Genomic DNA, 15,891 nt, shown 5'->3' on the forward strand with positions numbered 1-15,891 from the left:
CACAAAATACCGGTTTATTCATCTTTTAATCAAATATTCAAAATATTTTGGGACATAATACTTCAGAGGAATTCGATTCAGTGATCAGAATATGTAAAGATCTTTTTATCAGAAAGACCAAAGACTATGGAACGGCATGGCGCATCCTTCGTTTAAGTTCTATTACCGACCAGATTTTTATTAAGGCGCAGAGGATCCGTACACTTGAAGAAAAGAAAGTATCAAAAGTAGGGGAGGATATCACTTCGGAATATATTGGAATTATCAACTATTGTATCATCGCCATGATGCAGATGGAAATGGACGAGACGCATCCCACTGATATTCCTGCCGATCAGGTCGAAGCCCTCTACGACGGCATTGTGAAGGAGACGAAAGATCTGATGTTTGCTAAAAATCACGATTATGGTGAAGCTTGGCGCGATATGCGTATCAGCTCGCTAACCGATCTGATACTAATGAAACTTTTGCGCGTAAAACAGATTGAAGATAACGAGGGCCAAACTGTGGCTTCCGAAGGTATAAAAGCAAATTATCAGGACATGCTGAATTATTCGGCTTTTGCGCTGATTAAGTTGAGTTGAGGGTTGAGGGTTGTGGGTTCAAGGTTGAAAGTTGAAAGTTTAGGGTTGAAGGTTGAGAGTTGAAGGTTCAAAGTTTAAGGTTCAAGGTTGAGAGTTGAGTGCGGGTTGAAAGTTGAAAGTTTAGGGTTGAAGGTTCAAAGTTTAAGGGTGAGAGTTGAGTATTGAAAGTTCAAAGTTGAGTGTGGGTTGAAAGTATAAAGTACATATTGGGAAAAGCATAGAAACCAGGAATTGCGGGGACGCGACTTCTGATTTTTCAAAATAAATAAAGATCATGACAGCATTACAGCGATTAAATAAAAGACCCGATTATTTGCTTTGGTTTTCGAGGATATTTGTGGGCGTACTGTTCATATTCTCAGGGTTAATTAAAGCGAATGACCCTCTTGGATTTGGCTACAAACTGCAGGAGTATTTTGAGGTGTTTCATACTACCTTTCTTAATGATTACTCTGTAGAGCTTTCTATCTTTATATGTGCTCTCGAGATGATCTTTGGAGCAGCGCTCCTGCTGGGATATAAAGCAAAGCAGATTAGCTGGGGTCTTCTTTTGCTGATTATCTTTTTTACTTTTCTAACGTTCTGGTCGGCTGCGTTTGATGTAGTAAAAACATGCGGTTGCTTTGGCGATGCTATTCCTCTTACTCCATGGCAATCTTTCGGGAAGGATCTCATTCTATTGGTATTCATCCTAGTGGTTTTCGTTAAAAGGAAAAGAATCTATCCTGTTTTCGGGGATCAAGCGATGAATGTGCTGTTGCTTATCGTAGTACTGCTTTCTTTTGGATCAGGAATTTATACCTATAATTTCCTTCCTGTAATCGACTTCCTTCCATATCATAAGGGCGCGAACCTTCCGGCGTATATGCGGGTTCCACCTGGGGCTCCACAGGATGTTTATGAGATCAACTATACGCTTAAAAATAAGAAGACCGGCGAAACGAAAAAGATGACCGATAAGGAATATCTTAAAACGGAGATCTGGAAAGACGCAAACTGGGAGATAACGGGCGAACCGGAGAATAAGCTGATTAAACTGGGATACCAGGCTAAAATCAAGGATCTCAGGATCTCGGACAGCCAGGGAACCGATTACACCAGCGAAATCATTGAGAACCCTTACTATAATCTGGTTATCGTGGCTTACGATCTGAATAAGGCGAATGAGAAAGCAATCGGCGATCTGAATGCTATAACCATTAATGCTGCCGAAAATTATAATATACGCACCGTTCTGCTCACCTCTGCTTCTGCAGAGCTGGCCGGAGAGTTCAGTAAAAAACATAACCTGATTATGGAAACTTTTTATGCGGATGCGGTTCCTCTAAAAAGTATGGTAAGAGCAAACCCGGGTTTGCTCTTGCTTAAGAATGGTGAGGTAATCGATAAATGGCATTTTCATTCGCTGCCATCTTATCAGGAACTTGAAACTCAATATTTCAGACACAACCAATAGGGCGGCAAATTAAGAATCGAATATGCTTAAAGAGTTGATGAAGTACACCGACCTTGCCGACAAAAAAATGATCGGTACTTTCAAAAAAGCAGGCGTCCGCCTGCCCGAAGCGGAAAGACTGTTCAGCCATATTTTAAACAGTCAGTATATTTGGGCTTGCAGGATCAGGGGCGAGAAGACCAATGTCGACCGCTTTGATTTACTCGATGTCAGCGAGTTTGATGATATTCAGCAGCGGAATATGGGGTACTTTTATCAGCTGCTTGAGTATGCAGATCTTTCTGCAACAGTTTCTTATTCAAACTCGCAGGGAGAGGCATTTACAGATGCTATTGAAGATATTCTTTTTCACGTGGTGAACCATTCTACTTATCACCGGGCGCAGGTTGCTACCCAGTTCAGAGTACACGGCATTAAGCCTCCAGTAACAGATTATATACACTTAAAAAGGCAGGGGGAGTTATGAGGATTTTTCTTGTGGGCTTTATGGGCTGCGGTAAAACAACATTAGGACGCAAGCTTGCTTCCAGGTTGTCAGTCCCCTTCACCGACCTCGATAAAGTGTTTGAAGAAGTTACAGGCAAAACCGTTCCTCTCTATTTTAAGGAGTTTGGGGAAGATGCGTTCAGGAAGGCTGAACGGGATGTCCTTCAAACAAGCGATTTTCCGGACGATGTGGTCATTGCAACGGGGGGAGGGGCTCCGTGTTACTACAACAATATGGATTGGATGAATGCCAATGGGTTTACCGTGTACATCTCTTTATCACCCGCGGCGCTAGCCAAAAGGTTGGAGACAGCAGACGAGGAACGCCCTGTCTTAAGAGATCATAAAGGAACAGCATTGGTAGAATTTATTGCTGAGAAGCTAAAGGAGCGCGAGCCGTTCTATAAACAGGCGCATCTTATAGCCGAAGGAATAAGTCTTTCGGCCGAAAAGCTAGCCTCAGCCATAGCCCTTCATCAGCTCAGATAAACAACGTCTTTCTCACGGTTATTGTCGTCCAGAAGAACATCAACATGTTCTTTCGTTATCGTTGCAAGCATAGTGCCAACATAGTCGGGAGATACAGGGAATATTCTGTGGCTCCTTTCAACCAACGCTACAGTTCGTAACTTTTTCAGCGGAATCTCCAGGAAAAGTCCGATACCATATGCAAGCGTTCTGCCTGTGTTGATAACATCGTCAATAACTATGACCACCTTATTTCGGCATTGGTCGATTGGCGAATCAGTAGTGGCTTCCAGGTGCGTACTGTTTTTATCAAGCGAGATCTTTATGAGGGTGATCTTAATATCCGAGATCTTTTCAAGTTCCGCTTTAAGACGACCCGCAATGACGAACCCATATTCTATAATCCCTGCAATAATAATTTCAGGTTCATTGATATTATCTTCCCAAACCTGATACGCGATACGGGTTATCTTCTGTTGGATCTGCGCGGGGGTTAATATGACTAATGGCTGGTTCATTTTATTTATAGGGATAAAATACGAAGTTAGCACCTTCGGGCACTATTACAAAAAGACACATGAAATCTTCGGGTCGTTTGAAGTGTTTGATAAAACGATCTTTCTTTTCGGGGTGAATGATCCCCTTTTCGATAAATTCTTCCAGGGTAGAGGCATGGATGCTCCAGTTGGTATTCAATTCATCTTTATCGAGAATGAGCTCTCCAAGGTCGACTTTATGCTGGTGGGCTATGAAAATCGGCCATGCTGAAAGCCCTTCTACCATAATTTCAGTAGATACTTCCCTAATCGATTCGCTGTAAAGCTCAAGGTCCTTTTCGAGACTTTTAAGAGGACTCTCTTTTTTGCCTTCCTGCCCATCTTCCGGCTGGTTCATTAAATCCTTCAGATCCATTTTGCTGTATTGAAGCCTGTTTTTATAGTTATTAAATGAGTTCCATCAGAACAACATTTTCTACATGCTGAGTGTGAGGAAACATGTCAACGGGGCGTATTCTTGATACCTTGTATTTCTCTTTCAGTATAGCAATATCCCTTGCCTGTGTAGCTGCGTTGCAGCTTACATACACTATTTTCGGCGCTTCTATTTCAAGGAGTCTTTGCACTACATCAGGATGCATCCCTGCGCGGGGAGGGTCGGTAATAATCACATCAGGCTTACCATGCCCGTTCACAAAGTCGGGTAAAAGTACGTCTTTCATATCACCTGCATAGAAGGTGGTATTTTTTATGCCGTTAAGGGACGAATTTATACGCGCATCTTCAATAGCTGAAGGCACGTATTCAATTCCGATCACTTCTTTTACATGCCGGGCAACGAAGTTTGCAATAGTGCCTGCTCCTGTATAGAGGTCGTATACCAGTTCATCCCCTTTAAACTCTGCAAACTGTCTTGTAACACTGTATAGTTCGTATGCTTGTAACGAATTAGTCTGGTAGAAGGATTTAGGTCCTATTTTAAAAGTAAGACCCTCCATTTCTTCGAGAATATAATCCCTCCCTGAAAATACTTTTACATCCTGATCAAATATCGTATCATTCTTTTTTTCATTCAGGATATAAAGAAGGGAAGTGGTTTGCGGAAATCTTTCCTGAACAAAGAGCATCGTTTTCTCCACCTCATCGGGAGTAGCATAGGCGAAAACCACTATGATCATTAGCTCGCCGGTTGTAGAGGTACGGATGATGAGGTTTCTCAGAGCGCCTTCGTGATTTCTGAGGTCATAGAACGAAATGTTATTTCTAAGGGCAAAATCCCTGATACTGTTTCTGATCTCGTTTGAAGGATCTGTTTGAAGATAGCATGTTTCAATATTCAGGATCTTATCGAAACGTAGCGGCACATGGAAGCCGAGGGCATTCATCTCTGCGTCACCATTATTCAGAATATCCTCATTGGTAAGCCAGCGTTTGTTAGAGAATGTGTATTCGAGTTTATTGCGGTAATACCTTGTTTCAAAGGATGGAAGAATAGCTTCTGTATGTGTTGTATCTATTTTTGCTATCCTTGTTAATGCATCCGTCACGCTTTTCTGCTTAAACTGCAGTTGGCCATCGTAGGTCATGTGCTGCCATTTGCATCCTCCGCAGATTCCAAAATGCGGGCAGAAGGGCTCAGTACGATATTCAGAAGGGTCTACAAGCTTGCTTACTTTAGCTTCTGCGAAGCTTTTTTTCTTGCGCAGGAGCTCGATATCTACAACGTCGCCCGGGATTGCTTTTTCAATGAAGATTACCAGGTCATCAAATTTACCTACGCCTTTGCCCTCCTCTGCAATATCTGTGACCTTAACGTTTGCAATATGTTTTATTTCCGCAGGAATCTTCTTCATAGCGGCAAAATTAAGATAATTATTGCAATCAACAGCAGCAGAAAACGCTGAACACCTTTTCCTGACCATGCTCGGACTGGCAACTTCCTGGCTTCTGTCTGAGTATTGCCTGGCTTCGGTCTGGGTACTGGATTTTTTAGAAGAACTGTAGAAGAAATCCCATACCCGCGCCGAACCCGGCCGGGATAAATTCAGAACAGTATCCTAATATATCTCCTTACGAAGGCACAGCATGTAGGCTGGCGATTATAAAAGGCGGGGAAAGACTAGAAATGGTTATTTAAAGCGCATAAGTATATTGACCCCTCCCAGGGAGAGGCGCAGGCGGCAATTGGATTATGTTAGTTAAAAAAGCGCAAAATAAACTCGATCAATCCTGTAAATGGCTTTCCAACAAAATCAAACTGCTCATCAATCCTTTTGGAGAACTCTAGTATCTCGCGACTCATGGCAATTAGGTTGTTTCTTGCTAATATACTAATAAAACAGACTAAAAACTAAAATGGTTTTTATTTTTTTAGTTGCCACGGATCCCTTTAGAGCTTATCCATAAATCTTGCTACCTGATACTTGCTACCTGATACTATTTTATTTCAGCGCAGCCTTTATGAGGTATGGAAGTATTTCTTTTTGAAAACTGACGAAATTTTTTCTTACGTCGGCATCACTCACCGATGTAAAGGCATACGAGAAAACGATGCTTTTGCTCGCCTTTATGAGGAAACGGAGACTATCGGCATAACGCTGATCATTTTTCATTATATTGGTTTCCCTGAAGGACCTGATCAGTAATTTTTCTAAGTCGTCTGAAAGTAGTTTAAGGAAGCCCTGTGAGTTGGCCGACTCGCGGATAAAATCCCAGCCGATGAACTCATTGCAGATGGTATACGTCAGGCGGCAGGTTTTGAAGATCAGCTTACTGAGGTAAGCTTCGGTATTGTTTTCGCCGTCCGAATTCCTGATCATTTCATCCACGCTGGTGCTGATGTATTTCATGAGGATGAAATGGAGAAGGATCTCTTTGCTGTCGAAATATTTATAGATGGTAGCTTTTGCTATTTTCGCCCTTTTTGCTATTTCGTTTACGCTGGTTTTATGATACCCGTATTTCCTGAAAAGTTCCGTTGCCGCCAGTACAATGCTCTCTCTTATTTTGTCGACTTCCATTTTAATTAATTACAGTATAAGAACCCGATATGAAGGATACATCGTATTGTTTTAATGCCCTGGTAGCAGGCGCTTTTGCAGGAGCTCCGTCGAGGATAGAAAACTTACCGCCGCTGCACGGATCTGTAACGGTAAAGGCTGATTCGTCGGAAATAACAGCACACCTCTTTTCAGGATTAACGGTACTGCATCTGTCGAACGCAACGTAGTTCCCGTCAGAGACCTTATAGATCATTAAACCTGCCACGCCGTGTCCCGAAACAAAATAGATTAAGTTTTCGTTTCTCCCGTTTTGATACTCAATATCGGTAAACCGATAATTAACATAAACGTCAGGAATAGCCGAATCCTCCTTGCCGCAGGACACCAGAAGGAAAAGACTGATGATCATTACTATCCTCAACCTCATATTACCTCACTTTGAAACTGTTTTAGAAAACGTACATCATTTTCGGAGAACAATCTCAGGTCTTTTATTTCATATTTTAAGTTCGTAATACGCTCAATGCCCATTCCAAACGCGAAACCTGTATACTTCTGGCTGTCGATACCGCAGTTTTCGAGCACATTAGGGTCTACCATGCCGCAACCCAGGATTTCTACCCAGCCTGAGCCTTTGCACATCGGGCAGCCCGTACCGCCGCAAATAGTACATGAAATATCCATTTCGGCAGAAGGTTCTGTAAAAGGGAAGTAGGAGGGCCTGAAGCGCACTTTTGTGCCTTCGCCATACATCTCCTGCACAAAATAGAAAAGCGTTTGTTTCAGATCTGCAAAGGAAACATTTTCATCAACATACAAACCTTCTACCTGGTGAAAGAAACAGTGAGCCCTGGCAGATATTGCTTCATTGCGGTAAACCCTGCCCGGCATGATGGCTCGGAAAGGAGGTTTGCCGTTTTCCATCATCCTTACCTGTACAGACGAGGTATGGGTACGTAAAGCGATGTCACCGTTTACCGCATCTTTGTTAATGAAGAACGTGTCCTGCATGTCTCTCGCCGGATGTTCTTCGGGGAAGTTAAGGGCCGAGAAATTATGCCAGTCATCTTCAATTTCCGGGCCTTCGGCAACTGTAAATCCAAGCTTCTTGAAAATTTCAACAATCTCTCTTCTCACAAGAGAAAGGGGATGGCGTGAGCCAAGCTCAAATCCTTCGCCCGGTAAAGAAAGGTCAAGATTCTGGTCAGCGCCCGCGTCGCCGGATTCAAACTGCTCCTTAACGATCTGGTATTTCTCTTCTGCGAGTTTTTTAAAGTCATTCAAAACCTTACCCAGTACCCGTTTTTCTTCGGGAGATACTGCTTTAAACTCGTCGAAGAGGTCTTTTATAATACCTTTAGTGCCTAAAAACTTGATCCTGAAAGCTTCTGTTTCTGCTGCCGAACGGGGTTCGAAGGCAGAGATCTCAGCGGTATACTGATTGATTTTATCCTGCATTATTCTTTAGTCCTATTTACATTCTGTCTTTTCAGGTTGGCGCCTTCTTATTTTATACTTATACTGAAGGTCAGAATGCTCTGTTTTGTTGCAAAAATATGAAAAAATGCTTATTAATTCTATTCTCTGCACGCCAGATGAAGTGAATAGCACCGCTTCGGACCCGCTTCAGAAAGGGTTCGGAGTGGTAAGCACTCACTTAGCGACCATGCTGTGTCGTGTTTTGTGCTTCTTCGATAAATACCTGAGAAGCATCGGAGCGAGCGGAAAGGTGCATCGAAGATAGCCTCATTCGGTTGAGATCCGTTTCCAATGTGTATCCGAGCGCTTCAAACGGAGAGGATTTTCGCGGATGAGAGAAAAGCTTAAGAAAAGTAAATTATGAATTTTGAAGGTGATCGGATCTTTCTTCCGTTATGCAGTTGTTAATTTGAGAGACCAGGTCGGAAAGATCAAATGGCTTTGCCATAAATGCATTACACCCATAGTCGCCGAGGGATAAAAGAACACGGGGATAGGCCGAAATGAGGATCACCGGGAGCTGAGCTGTCTTAGAATTAGTTTTGATCTGATGGCAGAGCTCTCCTCCGTTTATGCCACGCAGGAGATAATCAATTAACACTACATCGGGATTAAACTCTTCTATATCCTTAAAAATATCGTTCGATTCACCGGCAGTTTTAACATCGAAGTTTGCATATTCGAGTGCAGCCTCCAGTACTTCCAGCACAGCTTCATCGTCATCAAGAACCAGGACTTTTTTTGCCATTCTTTGAATAGATTTATTATTAATGTTGAATTCTCGAATCAGGGTAAAAAAGTTTAAGCAAATATTTCTTAAGAAGCAGGATATCATCCCGGTCTAAAAGCACACATACATTATTTCCCTCCCACCGGAAGTCAAGTCCTTCCGATTTGCCATTTATGTGGAAGCATGCGTCAAATCCGATGCATGGTTTTAAAATTGCAGGCTTCTCAGCAACGGGAATCAAAACAATATTTCCTGAAGCATGACTTACCTGATCAGGAGCTTTCTTTGAAAGGAAGTACTTGTATCCTTGCTTTTTTAGAAAATCGAGCAAGTAGGGTCTCAATAATGTTTTCATAGTATAGTATCAATAGGGTAGATTCAAATATACAAAAAAAACGCCAGATGTTATAGGTATTAATACCTAATATGTTGGATATTAATACTCTAAATACGAGCAGCTTTAACTTATGATCCCGTTTTTTATCGCAAACCTGATTAAGGCCGCTGTATTCCGGGCTCTGGTTTTTTCAATAAGGTTCTGTCTGTGTCCTTCTACTGTGCGCCTGCTGGTAAAAAGCATGTCGGCGATCTCCGAATTGGTGTAGCCTTCTGCGATTAAGGCCAGGATTTCCTTTTCTCTTTTTGAAAGAGAGCCTGCTGCTCTTATATCTTCTTCTGTGTTTTGCGGATGCTGGGGTATCCTTGCCAGTAATTTTAACGATATTTCTGAGCAGATATAGAGGTTCCCAGCCATTACATGATGAATGGCAAAGATGAGCTCCTGCTGAGATGAACTTTTTAAAAGGTATCCTGCCGCTCCGAAACTCATCGCCTTCAAAACGTAGTTCTCATGCTCGAGCATAGAGAGTATGAGAACTTTAATCGCGGGGGCAATTTCGTGTAGTTTTTCGGTTAGGCCAATTCCGTCGAGTTCAGGCATATTGACATCTGCAAGAACAACATCGGGTTTTAGACCATTTATTACTTTCTGAAGCGCTTCCTTTCCGTTCGGTACCTCATCTATAACTTGTATGTCAGATTGGTTTTCTAACAGTGACCTGAGTCCGTTTCTTACAATATTATGGTCTTCCGCTAATAGTATCTTAATCAAAGGTGTCCGGGTTTTTGTAATTCAAATATCCAAGATTAAATAATTTATAGCACCTAGTATAAATACCTGTTTTAATCAGGTTTTAATACGTGTATTGTAGTAACAAGCCCGCTTAATAGAACCAGAAATGTATGATAAAGTTTATAACCTATTAAATGTTGCCATGCCGCGAAAAGAGCACTATTTTGGAAGTCCGGGTTTTTTCTTTATAAACCGGCCGATAAACTTTTGCAGCATCTGCTTGTAGTAATCGATGTCAAATAAAGCAGAGTCGCTTGTAGCTTTGTACGTTAAAAATGCACCCAGAGGCGCTAATACTACAATAGCGATCCACATTCCAGCTACCGGAGATACAGTACCTTCTTTAGCCGATTTCTCGCCGATAGTAGAGATAATATGATAAATAAGGAAAAAGATAATAGACATAACTACAGGCAGGCCTAAACCGCCTTTGCGTATGATTGCACCGAGAGGCGCTCCAATAGAAAACAGTATCAGGCAGGATACCGATAGCGTAAATTTCCGGTTATACTCGATGATATACCGCCTTATGCTTTTCTGGTATAATTTATACTCTTCACTTCGGCTGCTGAGTGTTTCGGCGATTGAACGGGCCTCGCTTACGGCATAGCTTATTGCCGAAGTCTTGTCTTTCTCGGGAATAATTTCTGATATCCGGTTTTTGTAATTAAGGATTTTCTTCGGCTGCACCTTTGGAGCTCCGGGAACCGCCGGCACGCGGTAGGCATATATTCTGTAGGAGGGAGCCAGGTAATCCATTATTGCTTTGGTTGCACTGTCAGCCTGGGTCATTGCAGAGTCACGATAGTACTTCAACTGACGGAGGTTTAACATGGCATAGTTCGTTTTAAACAGGTTTTCGTCTGTTCTCTGCATTTTAAAGCCTGAGAGATCGAACTTTTGCTCAGTCTGCTTAAACCTGAAGCGGCGGAAACGCTGCCGGGGGTTATATCCTTTGTCACCCTGTGTTTCTTCGTATCGTACCCCATCTTTGAGAAGCAGCACGAGGGTTTGATCGTTATCAATCTTATACATCAGGCCTTCTTTGGCCATGATCGTTGAGATGTTGCCGTTTGAGCTTTGCTGATCATAGATCAAGACGTTGTGAAGCGTCCGTCCGTCGGGATCCTTCTTTTGCACCCTGATGGAGTAGCCCTGAATGCTGTTGTTGAATATGCCTTCCTCAATTAAAAATGCAGCTTTCTGGTTTCTGACGTCATAGAGGAGTGAACCCATTTTGAGGTTAGCAACAGGGAGCATATAATCGGAAAACATAAACGCGCCAACACTTAATATTGATACCAGGATTACCAGGGGCATCATGGCTTTTTGAAGAGAAATCCCTGCCGATTTTATAGCTACCAGCTCATAGTTTTCACCCAGGTTCCCGAATGTCATAATAGAGGAGAGGAGCATTGCTAAAGGCAGAGCCATAGCAACGTTTGTGGCAGAAGCATACCACAGCAGCTGAAGGATGACATACCATTCAAAGCCTTTTCCTATCAGGTCATCAATGTATTTGAATAAAAATAACATCAACAACACAAACATGACGATGAAAAAGGTCACAATGAAAGGCCTGATAAATGCCTGTATGATGAGCAGATGAACTTTCTTCACATCGCAAAAGTAGGGATTTATCTGCTTATACCCCTAATACCCGGATTAAATACTGAATTTGATTGTCCCAGATAAGTCTTCTTTCTTCGAGCGCCTCCTGGGGGGCGAAGTCGGTTATAGAGAGGGCTACGTCATTAGTAAGCTCATCCTGAAGGATCTCCATTTCGAAATAACACTGGGGCTCGTCGTCAATCCACTTAAATCGTACGAGCTTATTGTCTTTGGCAGTCAGAAGTTTCGCTTTATGTTCCTCTCCATCCCAGATAAAGGTGTATATCTGGTCTTTATACCAAACCTCATCTGCGAACCATTGCGATAGTCCGTTTGGTTCGTTTAAAAAACCAAACAAAATTTTAGGAGATGAATTAACTTCGTATTCTAGTGTAAACTTCTTTTTCTCAGACATTCGTGATTGTTATATAACGTATCGCAGTGTTTTTTTAGATTTAATTTCTAAAGAAAAGTATTTTAAACTATATTTGCAACTCAATTTTCAAAGGGGATTAAAAACCTTTAATCCGGCGGGGTAGCTCAGATGGTTAGAGCGTAGGATTCATAACCCTAAGGTCGGCAGTTCGATCCTGCTCCCCGCTACAAAAAGCAATAAAGAAGCCTTGAACCTATTTAGAAAGTTCAAGGCTTTATTGTTTTTATCCTGGTCCTGTTTTCTGTAGGCCAACTGTTCAGAGCCAAAAAGGCGGTGCTTCTTTTTTTATTTTTTAAATACTAAAAGTGGCTTATCTTTCTTTACAATATAAGTTGCAAGCTCTGCAGCTTTAACCTTACCGACGTTTTTTGCTGAATGATTTTTCCCGGCAGGAATAAAGAGTACGTCACCGGCTTTAAGTACAACAGCCTTCTCTCCATCTATCTGGTACTCCAATAGACCTTCCAGCACATAAATAACCTCTTCGCCGGGATGAGAATGCATGCCGACCGCTTTACCAGGCTCAAAGTCTATGCGTGCCTGAATTGTTTCATATCCCGGAGCCTCAATGTAGTGTTTTTGCAGGTCTGTCCGCTTCACACCTGTTTGTTGTGCGAAACCTGCTTCAGGCGAAAAAAAGGACGATAAACAAAAAACAGTAAAGGCGACTGACAGGACTTTCTTATATGCTTTCATGATTGTTTTTTAAAGGATGAATGAAATGAATTAGTTGAGGATAACGCTCCTGGTTATGCATTGATAAACTCCAGAGTGTCCTTGTTGATGGTATCAGCTTCGGTAGTGGGCATGCCGTGCGAAAATCCGGGATATATAATCAGTTTTCTGTTTTTCAAAAGCTCAGCAGCTTTCACCGCCGTAGTTTCATAAGGCACTATCTGATCGTCGTCGCCGTGCAGAACAAGTACAGGGAAATCGACGCTTTTCAGGTCTTCGGTGAAATCAGTTTCTGAGAACACCTTGATGCAATCGTACTGTGCTTTTATTCCGCCCATCATGCCTTGCCTCCACCAGTTGTCCTGAATGCCTTTTTTTACGTCTGCACCTTCACGGTTGTATCCATAAAACGGGAAGGTGATATCATGATAGAATTGTTGTCTGTTATGTTTTGTATTGTGGCGAATGTCATCGAATACAGCCAATGGCACACCCTTAGGATTATTCTCGTCCTGAATCATGTAAGGCGTAATGGCACTTATCAAAACTACTTTGGCAACGCGGCCTCTGCCATATTTAGCAGCATATCTTATGGCCTCGCCTCCACCCGTAGAATGGCCTATATGGATCACATCTTTCAGATCCAGGAATTCAACCAGTTCCGCTACATCAGCTGCATACGTATCCATATCGTTGCCTTTATAAGTTTGAGTAGATCTTCCGTGACCTCTTCTGTCATGAGCAATGACCCGAAATCCTTTATCTAAGAAAAACATCATTTGTGCATCCCAATCGTCGGAGGATAACGGCCATCCGTGATGAAAGAAAATAGGTTGTCCTGCGCCCAGATCTTTAAAATAAATTTCGGTACCATCTTTTACTGTTAACTTGTTCATGATTTTTAGTTTTAAATGTTTGTCGATGATTTGATATTACAAAGGTGCTGGTATTCTGAGTGCCCGGCAATGGATGACTTTCGCTTTGAATTGTACTTTTTGCCTCCTTTTTTAAATGAGGGGTGATCTGTGAAGATCCACGCCGCTTTTTATGCTAGAACTGCTTGCGGAAAGACACTGGAGAAACGCCAGTGTTTTTTGTAAAAAAACGAATGAAATAGGCGTCGTCTTCATAATTCAGACTATGGGCTATCTCCTTTACGGTCATATTTGTATGAGCCAGCAGGCGTTTGCTTTCCAGAATGATTCTGTCTTTGATAATGTCATTTGGAGTGCTTTTACTGAGCAATCCTATTTTCTTACTTAGGTTTTTGGGGGTAACAAACAATAGTTCGGCATAGTCGGCAACGGAATGCAGGGTTTTGTAGTGCTGTTCTACCAATTTGCTGAATCTTCTTAAAAATTGCACATCTGCCTGCTGGTCGTTTTCGGCTAAGTGGTGCTGCTGCTTCCAGATCCTGATTGATTTTAAGATAATCAATTTCAATAAGGTCCGAAGCATTTCCTCTGTACTGGCATCCTCATTCTCCATTTCCGACAGAACTTCTTTAAGTATAGCCTGAATTTCCGTGGACTGACTTTCATTGAGCGCTATAAAAGGCACTTCAAATACATTGTTGTATAGTATTCCGTCGCAGGCCACTTCCTGATCATGAATTTCCACGCAATAAAAGTCTCTGTTGAAATGGATCAATCGACCCTCGACGGTTTCGCAGGGCTTTAATACAACTTTAGGATTTATAAACAAGAGTGCGTCGGTTTCCATTGCGAATTTCTGGAAATCGACCTGGATAACGGCATTCTTCGGTATGAATAAAATTTTGATGTGTTCGTCGATTGTACTTAAGTAATTTTCTGCAAGTGTACGCTCGCTGAATACCAAATTGCCAAATTGCTTATACGAAAAATGTTTTAGCATTTGTTGCTTTCTATAGGTATGGATGGAAATTCCCTGGATGATTTCCAATGTTTTTCCGTATGCTAAAGATACGATTTCATCTTTTCTTGTAAGTAGTAAAATTCGGGGGAATATTAACGCGGTATTTTCAAAGTATTCTTTACGTCCTCATTATAGTATTCTAAGGAGATAAGTGTAATTTTGCTAGCAAATGGAAATTAAACTAAATACTATTGAGGAAGCCATTGACGAGCTGAAGGCTGGAAAGGTTATCATTGTAGTAGATGATGAAGACCGGGAGAATGAAGGTGATTTTGTTACTACAGCGCGAAATGTTACTCCCGAAGTTATCAACTTCATGGCTGCTCATGGAAGAGGGCTTATATGTGCTCCCTTAAGCGAAAGTCGTTGTGATGAACTCAGGCTTAACCTGATGGTAGGTAAAAATACCGCACTTCACGAAACAAACTTTACTGTTTCTGTGGATTTGATTGGCAATGGTTGTACAACCGGTATATCTGCGTCAGACCGTGCTAAAACTATACAAGCTTTAATTAATCCCGCGACCAGGCCTGAAGACCTGGGAAGGCCCGGGCATATATTCCCTCTTCGCGCGAAGGAGGGCGGTGTGCTGCGCCGTTCAGGACATACGGAAGCGGTAGTCGACCTGGCGAGCCTCGCTGGTATGGAGCCTGCAGGGGTGCTTGTGGAGATTATGAAAGAGGATGGCGAAATGGCGCGTCTTCCTGATCTCATGAAAATAGCCGAGAAGTTTAATCTTAAGATCATTTCTATCAAAGATCTTATTACCTATCGCCTGCAAACCGAAACGTTGATTGCTAAGGAGGTTTCTGTAACACTTCCGACAGAATGGGGTGATTTTCAGATGGTGGCTTATACTCAGCTTAATACAGGAGAACATCATCTTGCCCTGATTAAAGGGGAATGGGAGCCTGAAGAACCAGTTCTGGTGAGGGTACACAGCTCTTGTGTAACTGGTGATATTTTTGGATCCTGTCGCTGTGATTGCGGACCGCAATTACACAAGGCCATGGAGATGATAGAGAAAGAGGGGAGAGGTGTGGTTATTTATATGAACCAGGAAGGTCGCGGAATCGGACTGATCAATAAGCTGCATGCTTATAATTTACAAGAACACGGTTTTGATACCGTAGACGCAAATCTTAAGCTCGGTTTTAAAATGGACCAGAGGGATTATGGGATCGGTGCTCAGATATTGAGGAGCCTGGGTGTAACCAAGATGAGGTTAATGTCAAATAATCCTACAAAAAGAGCTGGCTTAATTGGCTACGGTCTTGAGATCGTTGATAATGTTCCGATTGAAATAAAATCTAACGTCCATAATGAAAAGTATTTAAAAACGAAACGTGACAGGATGGGGCACACAATTCAGGGGACGATTGATAATGGACAGTTGACAATTGACAGGGGACAATTGACAGGGGACAATTGAGAATTGA

The 15,891-nt window shown here is 42.2% G+C and carries 19 protein-coding genes and 1 tRNA gene; 6 read left to right on the top strand and 14 right to left on the bottom strand.

Going from position 1 to position 15,891, the window contains the following annotated elements:
* The first annotated feature begins 47 nt into the window (after positions 1-47).
* The 4 genes from BDE36_RS04725 (at position 48) to BDE36_RS04740 (ending at position 3,015) form a co-directional block, all read left to right on the top strand.
* Positions 48-584 (top strand): DUF1599 domain-containing protein, encoded by a 537-nt coding sequence (locus tag BDE36_RS04725; RefSeq protein WP_141813934.1) that lies wholly within the window; start codon positions 48-50, stop codon positions 582-584.
* A gap of 274 nt (positions 585-858) precedes the next feature.
* Positions 859-2,040 (top strand): BT_3928 family protein, encoded by a 1,182-nt coding sequence (locus tag BDE36_RS04730; RefSeq protein WP_141813935.1) that lies wholly within the window; start codon positions 859-861, stop codon positions 2,038-2,040.
* Between the two features lie 22 nt (positions 2,041-2,062).
* Positions 2,063-2,506: a DinB family protein gene (locus tag BDE36_RS04735; RefSeq protein WP_141813936.1), complete on the top strand. Its 444-nt coding sequence runs from the start codon at positions 2,063-2,065 to the stop codon at positions 2,504-2,506.
* Positions 2,503-3,015 carry a shikimate kinase gene (locus BDE36_RS04740; RefSeq protein ID WP_141813937.1) on the top strand — a complete coding sequence of 171 codons (513 nt, stop codon included), beginning with the start codon at positions 2,503-2,505 and terminating at the stop codon, positions 3,013-3,015. The genes BDE36_RS04735 and BDE36_RS04740 overlap by 4 nt, the downstream gene beginning before the upstream one ends.
* On the opposite strand, the gene BDE36_RS04745 is transcribed toward BDE36_RS04740, so the two are convergent.
* The 11 genes from BDE36_RS04745 to BDE36_RS04790 all read right to left on the bottom strand — a co-directional run bounded on the left by BDE36_RS04745 (position 3,003) and on the right by BDE36_RS04790 (position 11,860).
* A complete protein-coding gene (locus tag BDE36_RS04745) occupies positions 3,003-3,512 on the bottom strand; it encodes a phosphoribosyltransferase family protein (protein ID WP_141813938.1) in 510 nt (169 codons plus the stop codon). The genes BDE36_RS04740 and BDE36_RS04745 overlap by 13 nt on opposite strands.
* Position 3,513: 1 nt before the next feature.
* The gene (locus BDE36_RS04750; RefSeq protein ID WP_141813939.1) at positions 3,514-3,906 is read right to left on the bottom strand and encodes a hypothetical protein; all 393 of its coding nucleotides are present in this window, start codon (positions 3,904-3,906) and stop codon (positions 3,514-3,516) included.
* Positions 3,907-3,937: 31 nt separating this feature from the next.
* Positions 3,938-5,344 carry a 23S rRNA (uracil(1939)-C(5))-methyltransferase RlmD gene (gene rlmD, locus BDE36_RS04755; RefSeq protein ID WP_141813940.1) on the bottom strand — a complete coding sequence of 469 codons (1,407 nt, stop codon included), beginning with the start codon at positions 5,342-5,344 and terminating at the stop codon, positions 3,938-3,940.
* A gap of 588 nt (positions 5,345-5,932) precedes the next feature.
* Entirely contained in the window at positions 5,933-6,511 is a 579-nt protein-coding gene (locus tag BDE36_RS04760; protein WP_141813941.1) for a TetR/AcrR family transcriptional regulator, read from the bottom strand.
* Position 6,512: 1 nt separating this feature from the next.
* The gene (locus BDE36_RS04765) at positions 6,513-6,920 is read right to left on the bottom strand and encodes a Rieske (2Fe-2S) protein (RefSeq protein WP_141813942.1); all 408 of its coding nucleotides are present in this window, start codon (positions 6,918-6,920) and stop codon (positions 6,513-6,515) included.
* Positions 6,917-7,951, bottom strand: coding sequence for a phenylalanine--tRNA ligase subunit alpha (gene pheS, locus BDE36_RS04770; RefSeq protein WP_202618083.1), 1,035 nt, complete (start codon positions 7,949-7,951; stop codon positions 6,917-6,919). The genes BDE36_RS04765 and pheS overlap by 4 nt, the downstream gene beginning before the upstream one ends.
* A gap of 379 nt (positions 7,952-8,330) precedes the next feature.
* Positions 8,331-8,720, bottom strand: a complete 390-nt coding sequence (locus BDE36_RS04775) for a response regulator (protein WP_161987537.1) — start codon at positions 8,718-8,720, stop codon at positions 8,331-8,333.
* Positions 8,721-8,739: 19 nt separating this feature from the next.
* Positions 8,740-9,057: a hypothetical protein gene (locus BDE36_RS23555; RefSeq protein ID WP_161987538.1), complete on the bottom strand. Its 318-nt coding sequence runs from the start codon at positions 9,055-9,057 to the stop codon at positions 8,740-8,742.
* A 105-nt stretch (positions 9,058-9,162) separates the two neighbouring features.
* Positions 9,163-9,813, bottom strand: a complete 651-nt coding sequence (locus BDE36_RS04780) for a response regulator (RefSeq protein ID WP_141813945.1) — start codon at positions 9,811-9,813, stop codon at positions 9,163-9,165.
* A 180-nt stretch (positions 9,814-9,993) separates the two neighbouring features.
* Positions 9,994-11,454, bottom strand: a complete 1,461-nt coding sequence (locus tag BDE36_RS04785; RefSeq protein ID WP_141813946.1) for an LptF/LptG family permease — start codon at positions 11,452-11,454, stop codon at positions 9,994-9,996.
* Between the two features lie 25 nt (positions 11,455-11,479).
* Positions 11,480-11,860 (bottom strand): START-like domain-containing protein, encoded by a 381-nt coding sequence (locus BDE36_RS04790; RefSeq protein ID WP_128769752.1) that lies wholly within the window; start codon positions 11,858-11,860, stop codon positions 11,480-11,482.
* Between the two features lie 114 nt (positions 11,861-11,974).
* On the opposite strand from BDE36_RS04790, the gene BDE36_RS04795 reads away from it, so the two are divergent.
* A tRNA-Met gene (locus BDE36_RS04795) sits at positions 11,975-12,048 on the top strand.
* Positions 12,049-12,166: 118 nt separating this feature from the next.
* Here the strand turns inward: BDE36_RS04795 and BDE36_RS04800 are convergent.
* From BDE36_RS04800 to BDE36_RS04810, 3 genes are all read right to left on the bottom strand, one after another.
* Complete coding sequence (locus tag BDE36_RS04800; RefSeq protein WP_141813947.1) at positions 12,167-12,577, bottom strand: cupin domain-containing protein; 411 nt, start codon at positions 12,575-12,577, stop codon at positions 12,167-12,169.
* 53 nt (positions 12,578-12,630) lie between these two features.
* Positions 12,631-13,452, bottom strand: a complete 822-nt coding sequence (locus BDE36_RS04805) for an alpha/beta fold hydrolase (protein ID WP_141813948.1) — start codon at positions 13,450-13,452, stop codon at positions 12,631-12,633.
* Positions 13,453-13,606: 154 nt separating this feature from the next.
* Positions 13,607-14,431 carry a helix-turn-helix domain-containing protein gene (locus BDE36_RS04810; RefSeq protein ID WP_141813949.1) on the bottom strand — a complete coding sequence of 275 codons (825 nt, stop codon included), beginning with the start codon at positions 14,429-14,431 and terminating at the stop codon, positions 13,607-13,609.
* 190 nt (positions 14,432-14,621) lie between these two features.
* On the opposite strand from BDE36_RS04810, the gene BDE36_RS04815 reads away from it, so the two are divergent.
* Positions 14,622-15,884, top strand: a complete 1,263-nt coding sequence (locus BDE36_RS04815) for a bifunctional 3,4-dihydroxy-2-butanone-4-phosphate synthase/GTP cyclohydrolase II (RefSeq protein ID WP_141813950.1) — start codon at positions 14,622-14,624, stop codon at positions 15,882-15,884.
* Positions 15,885-15,891 lie beyond the last annotated feature (7 nt).

This window comes from Arcticibacter tournemirensis, from assembly GCF_006716645.1.
Lineage (GTDB): Bacteria > Bacteroidota > Bacteroidia > Sphingobacteriales > Sphingobacteriaceae > Arcticibacter > Arcticibacter tournemirensis.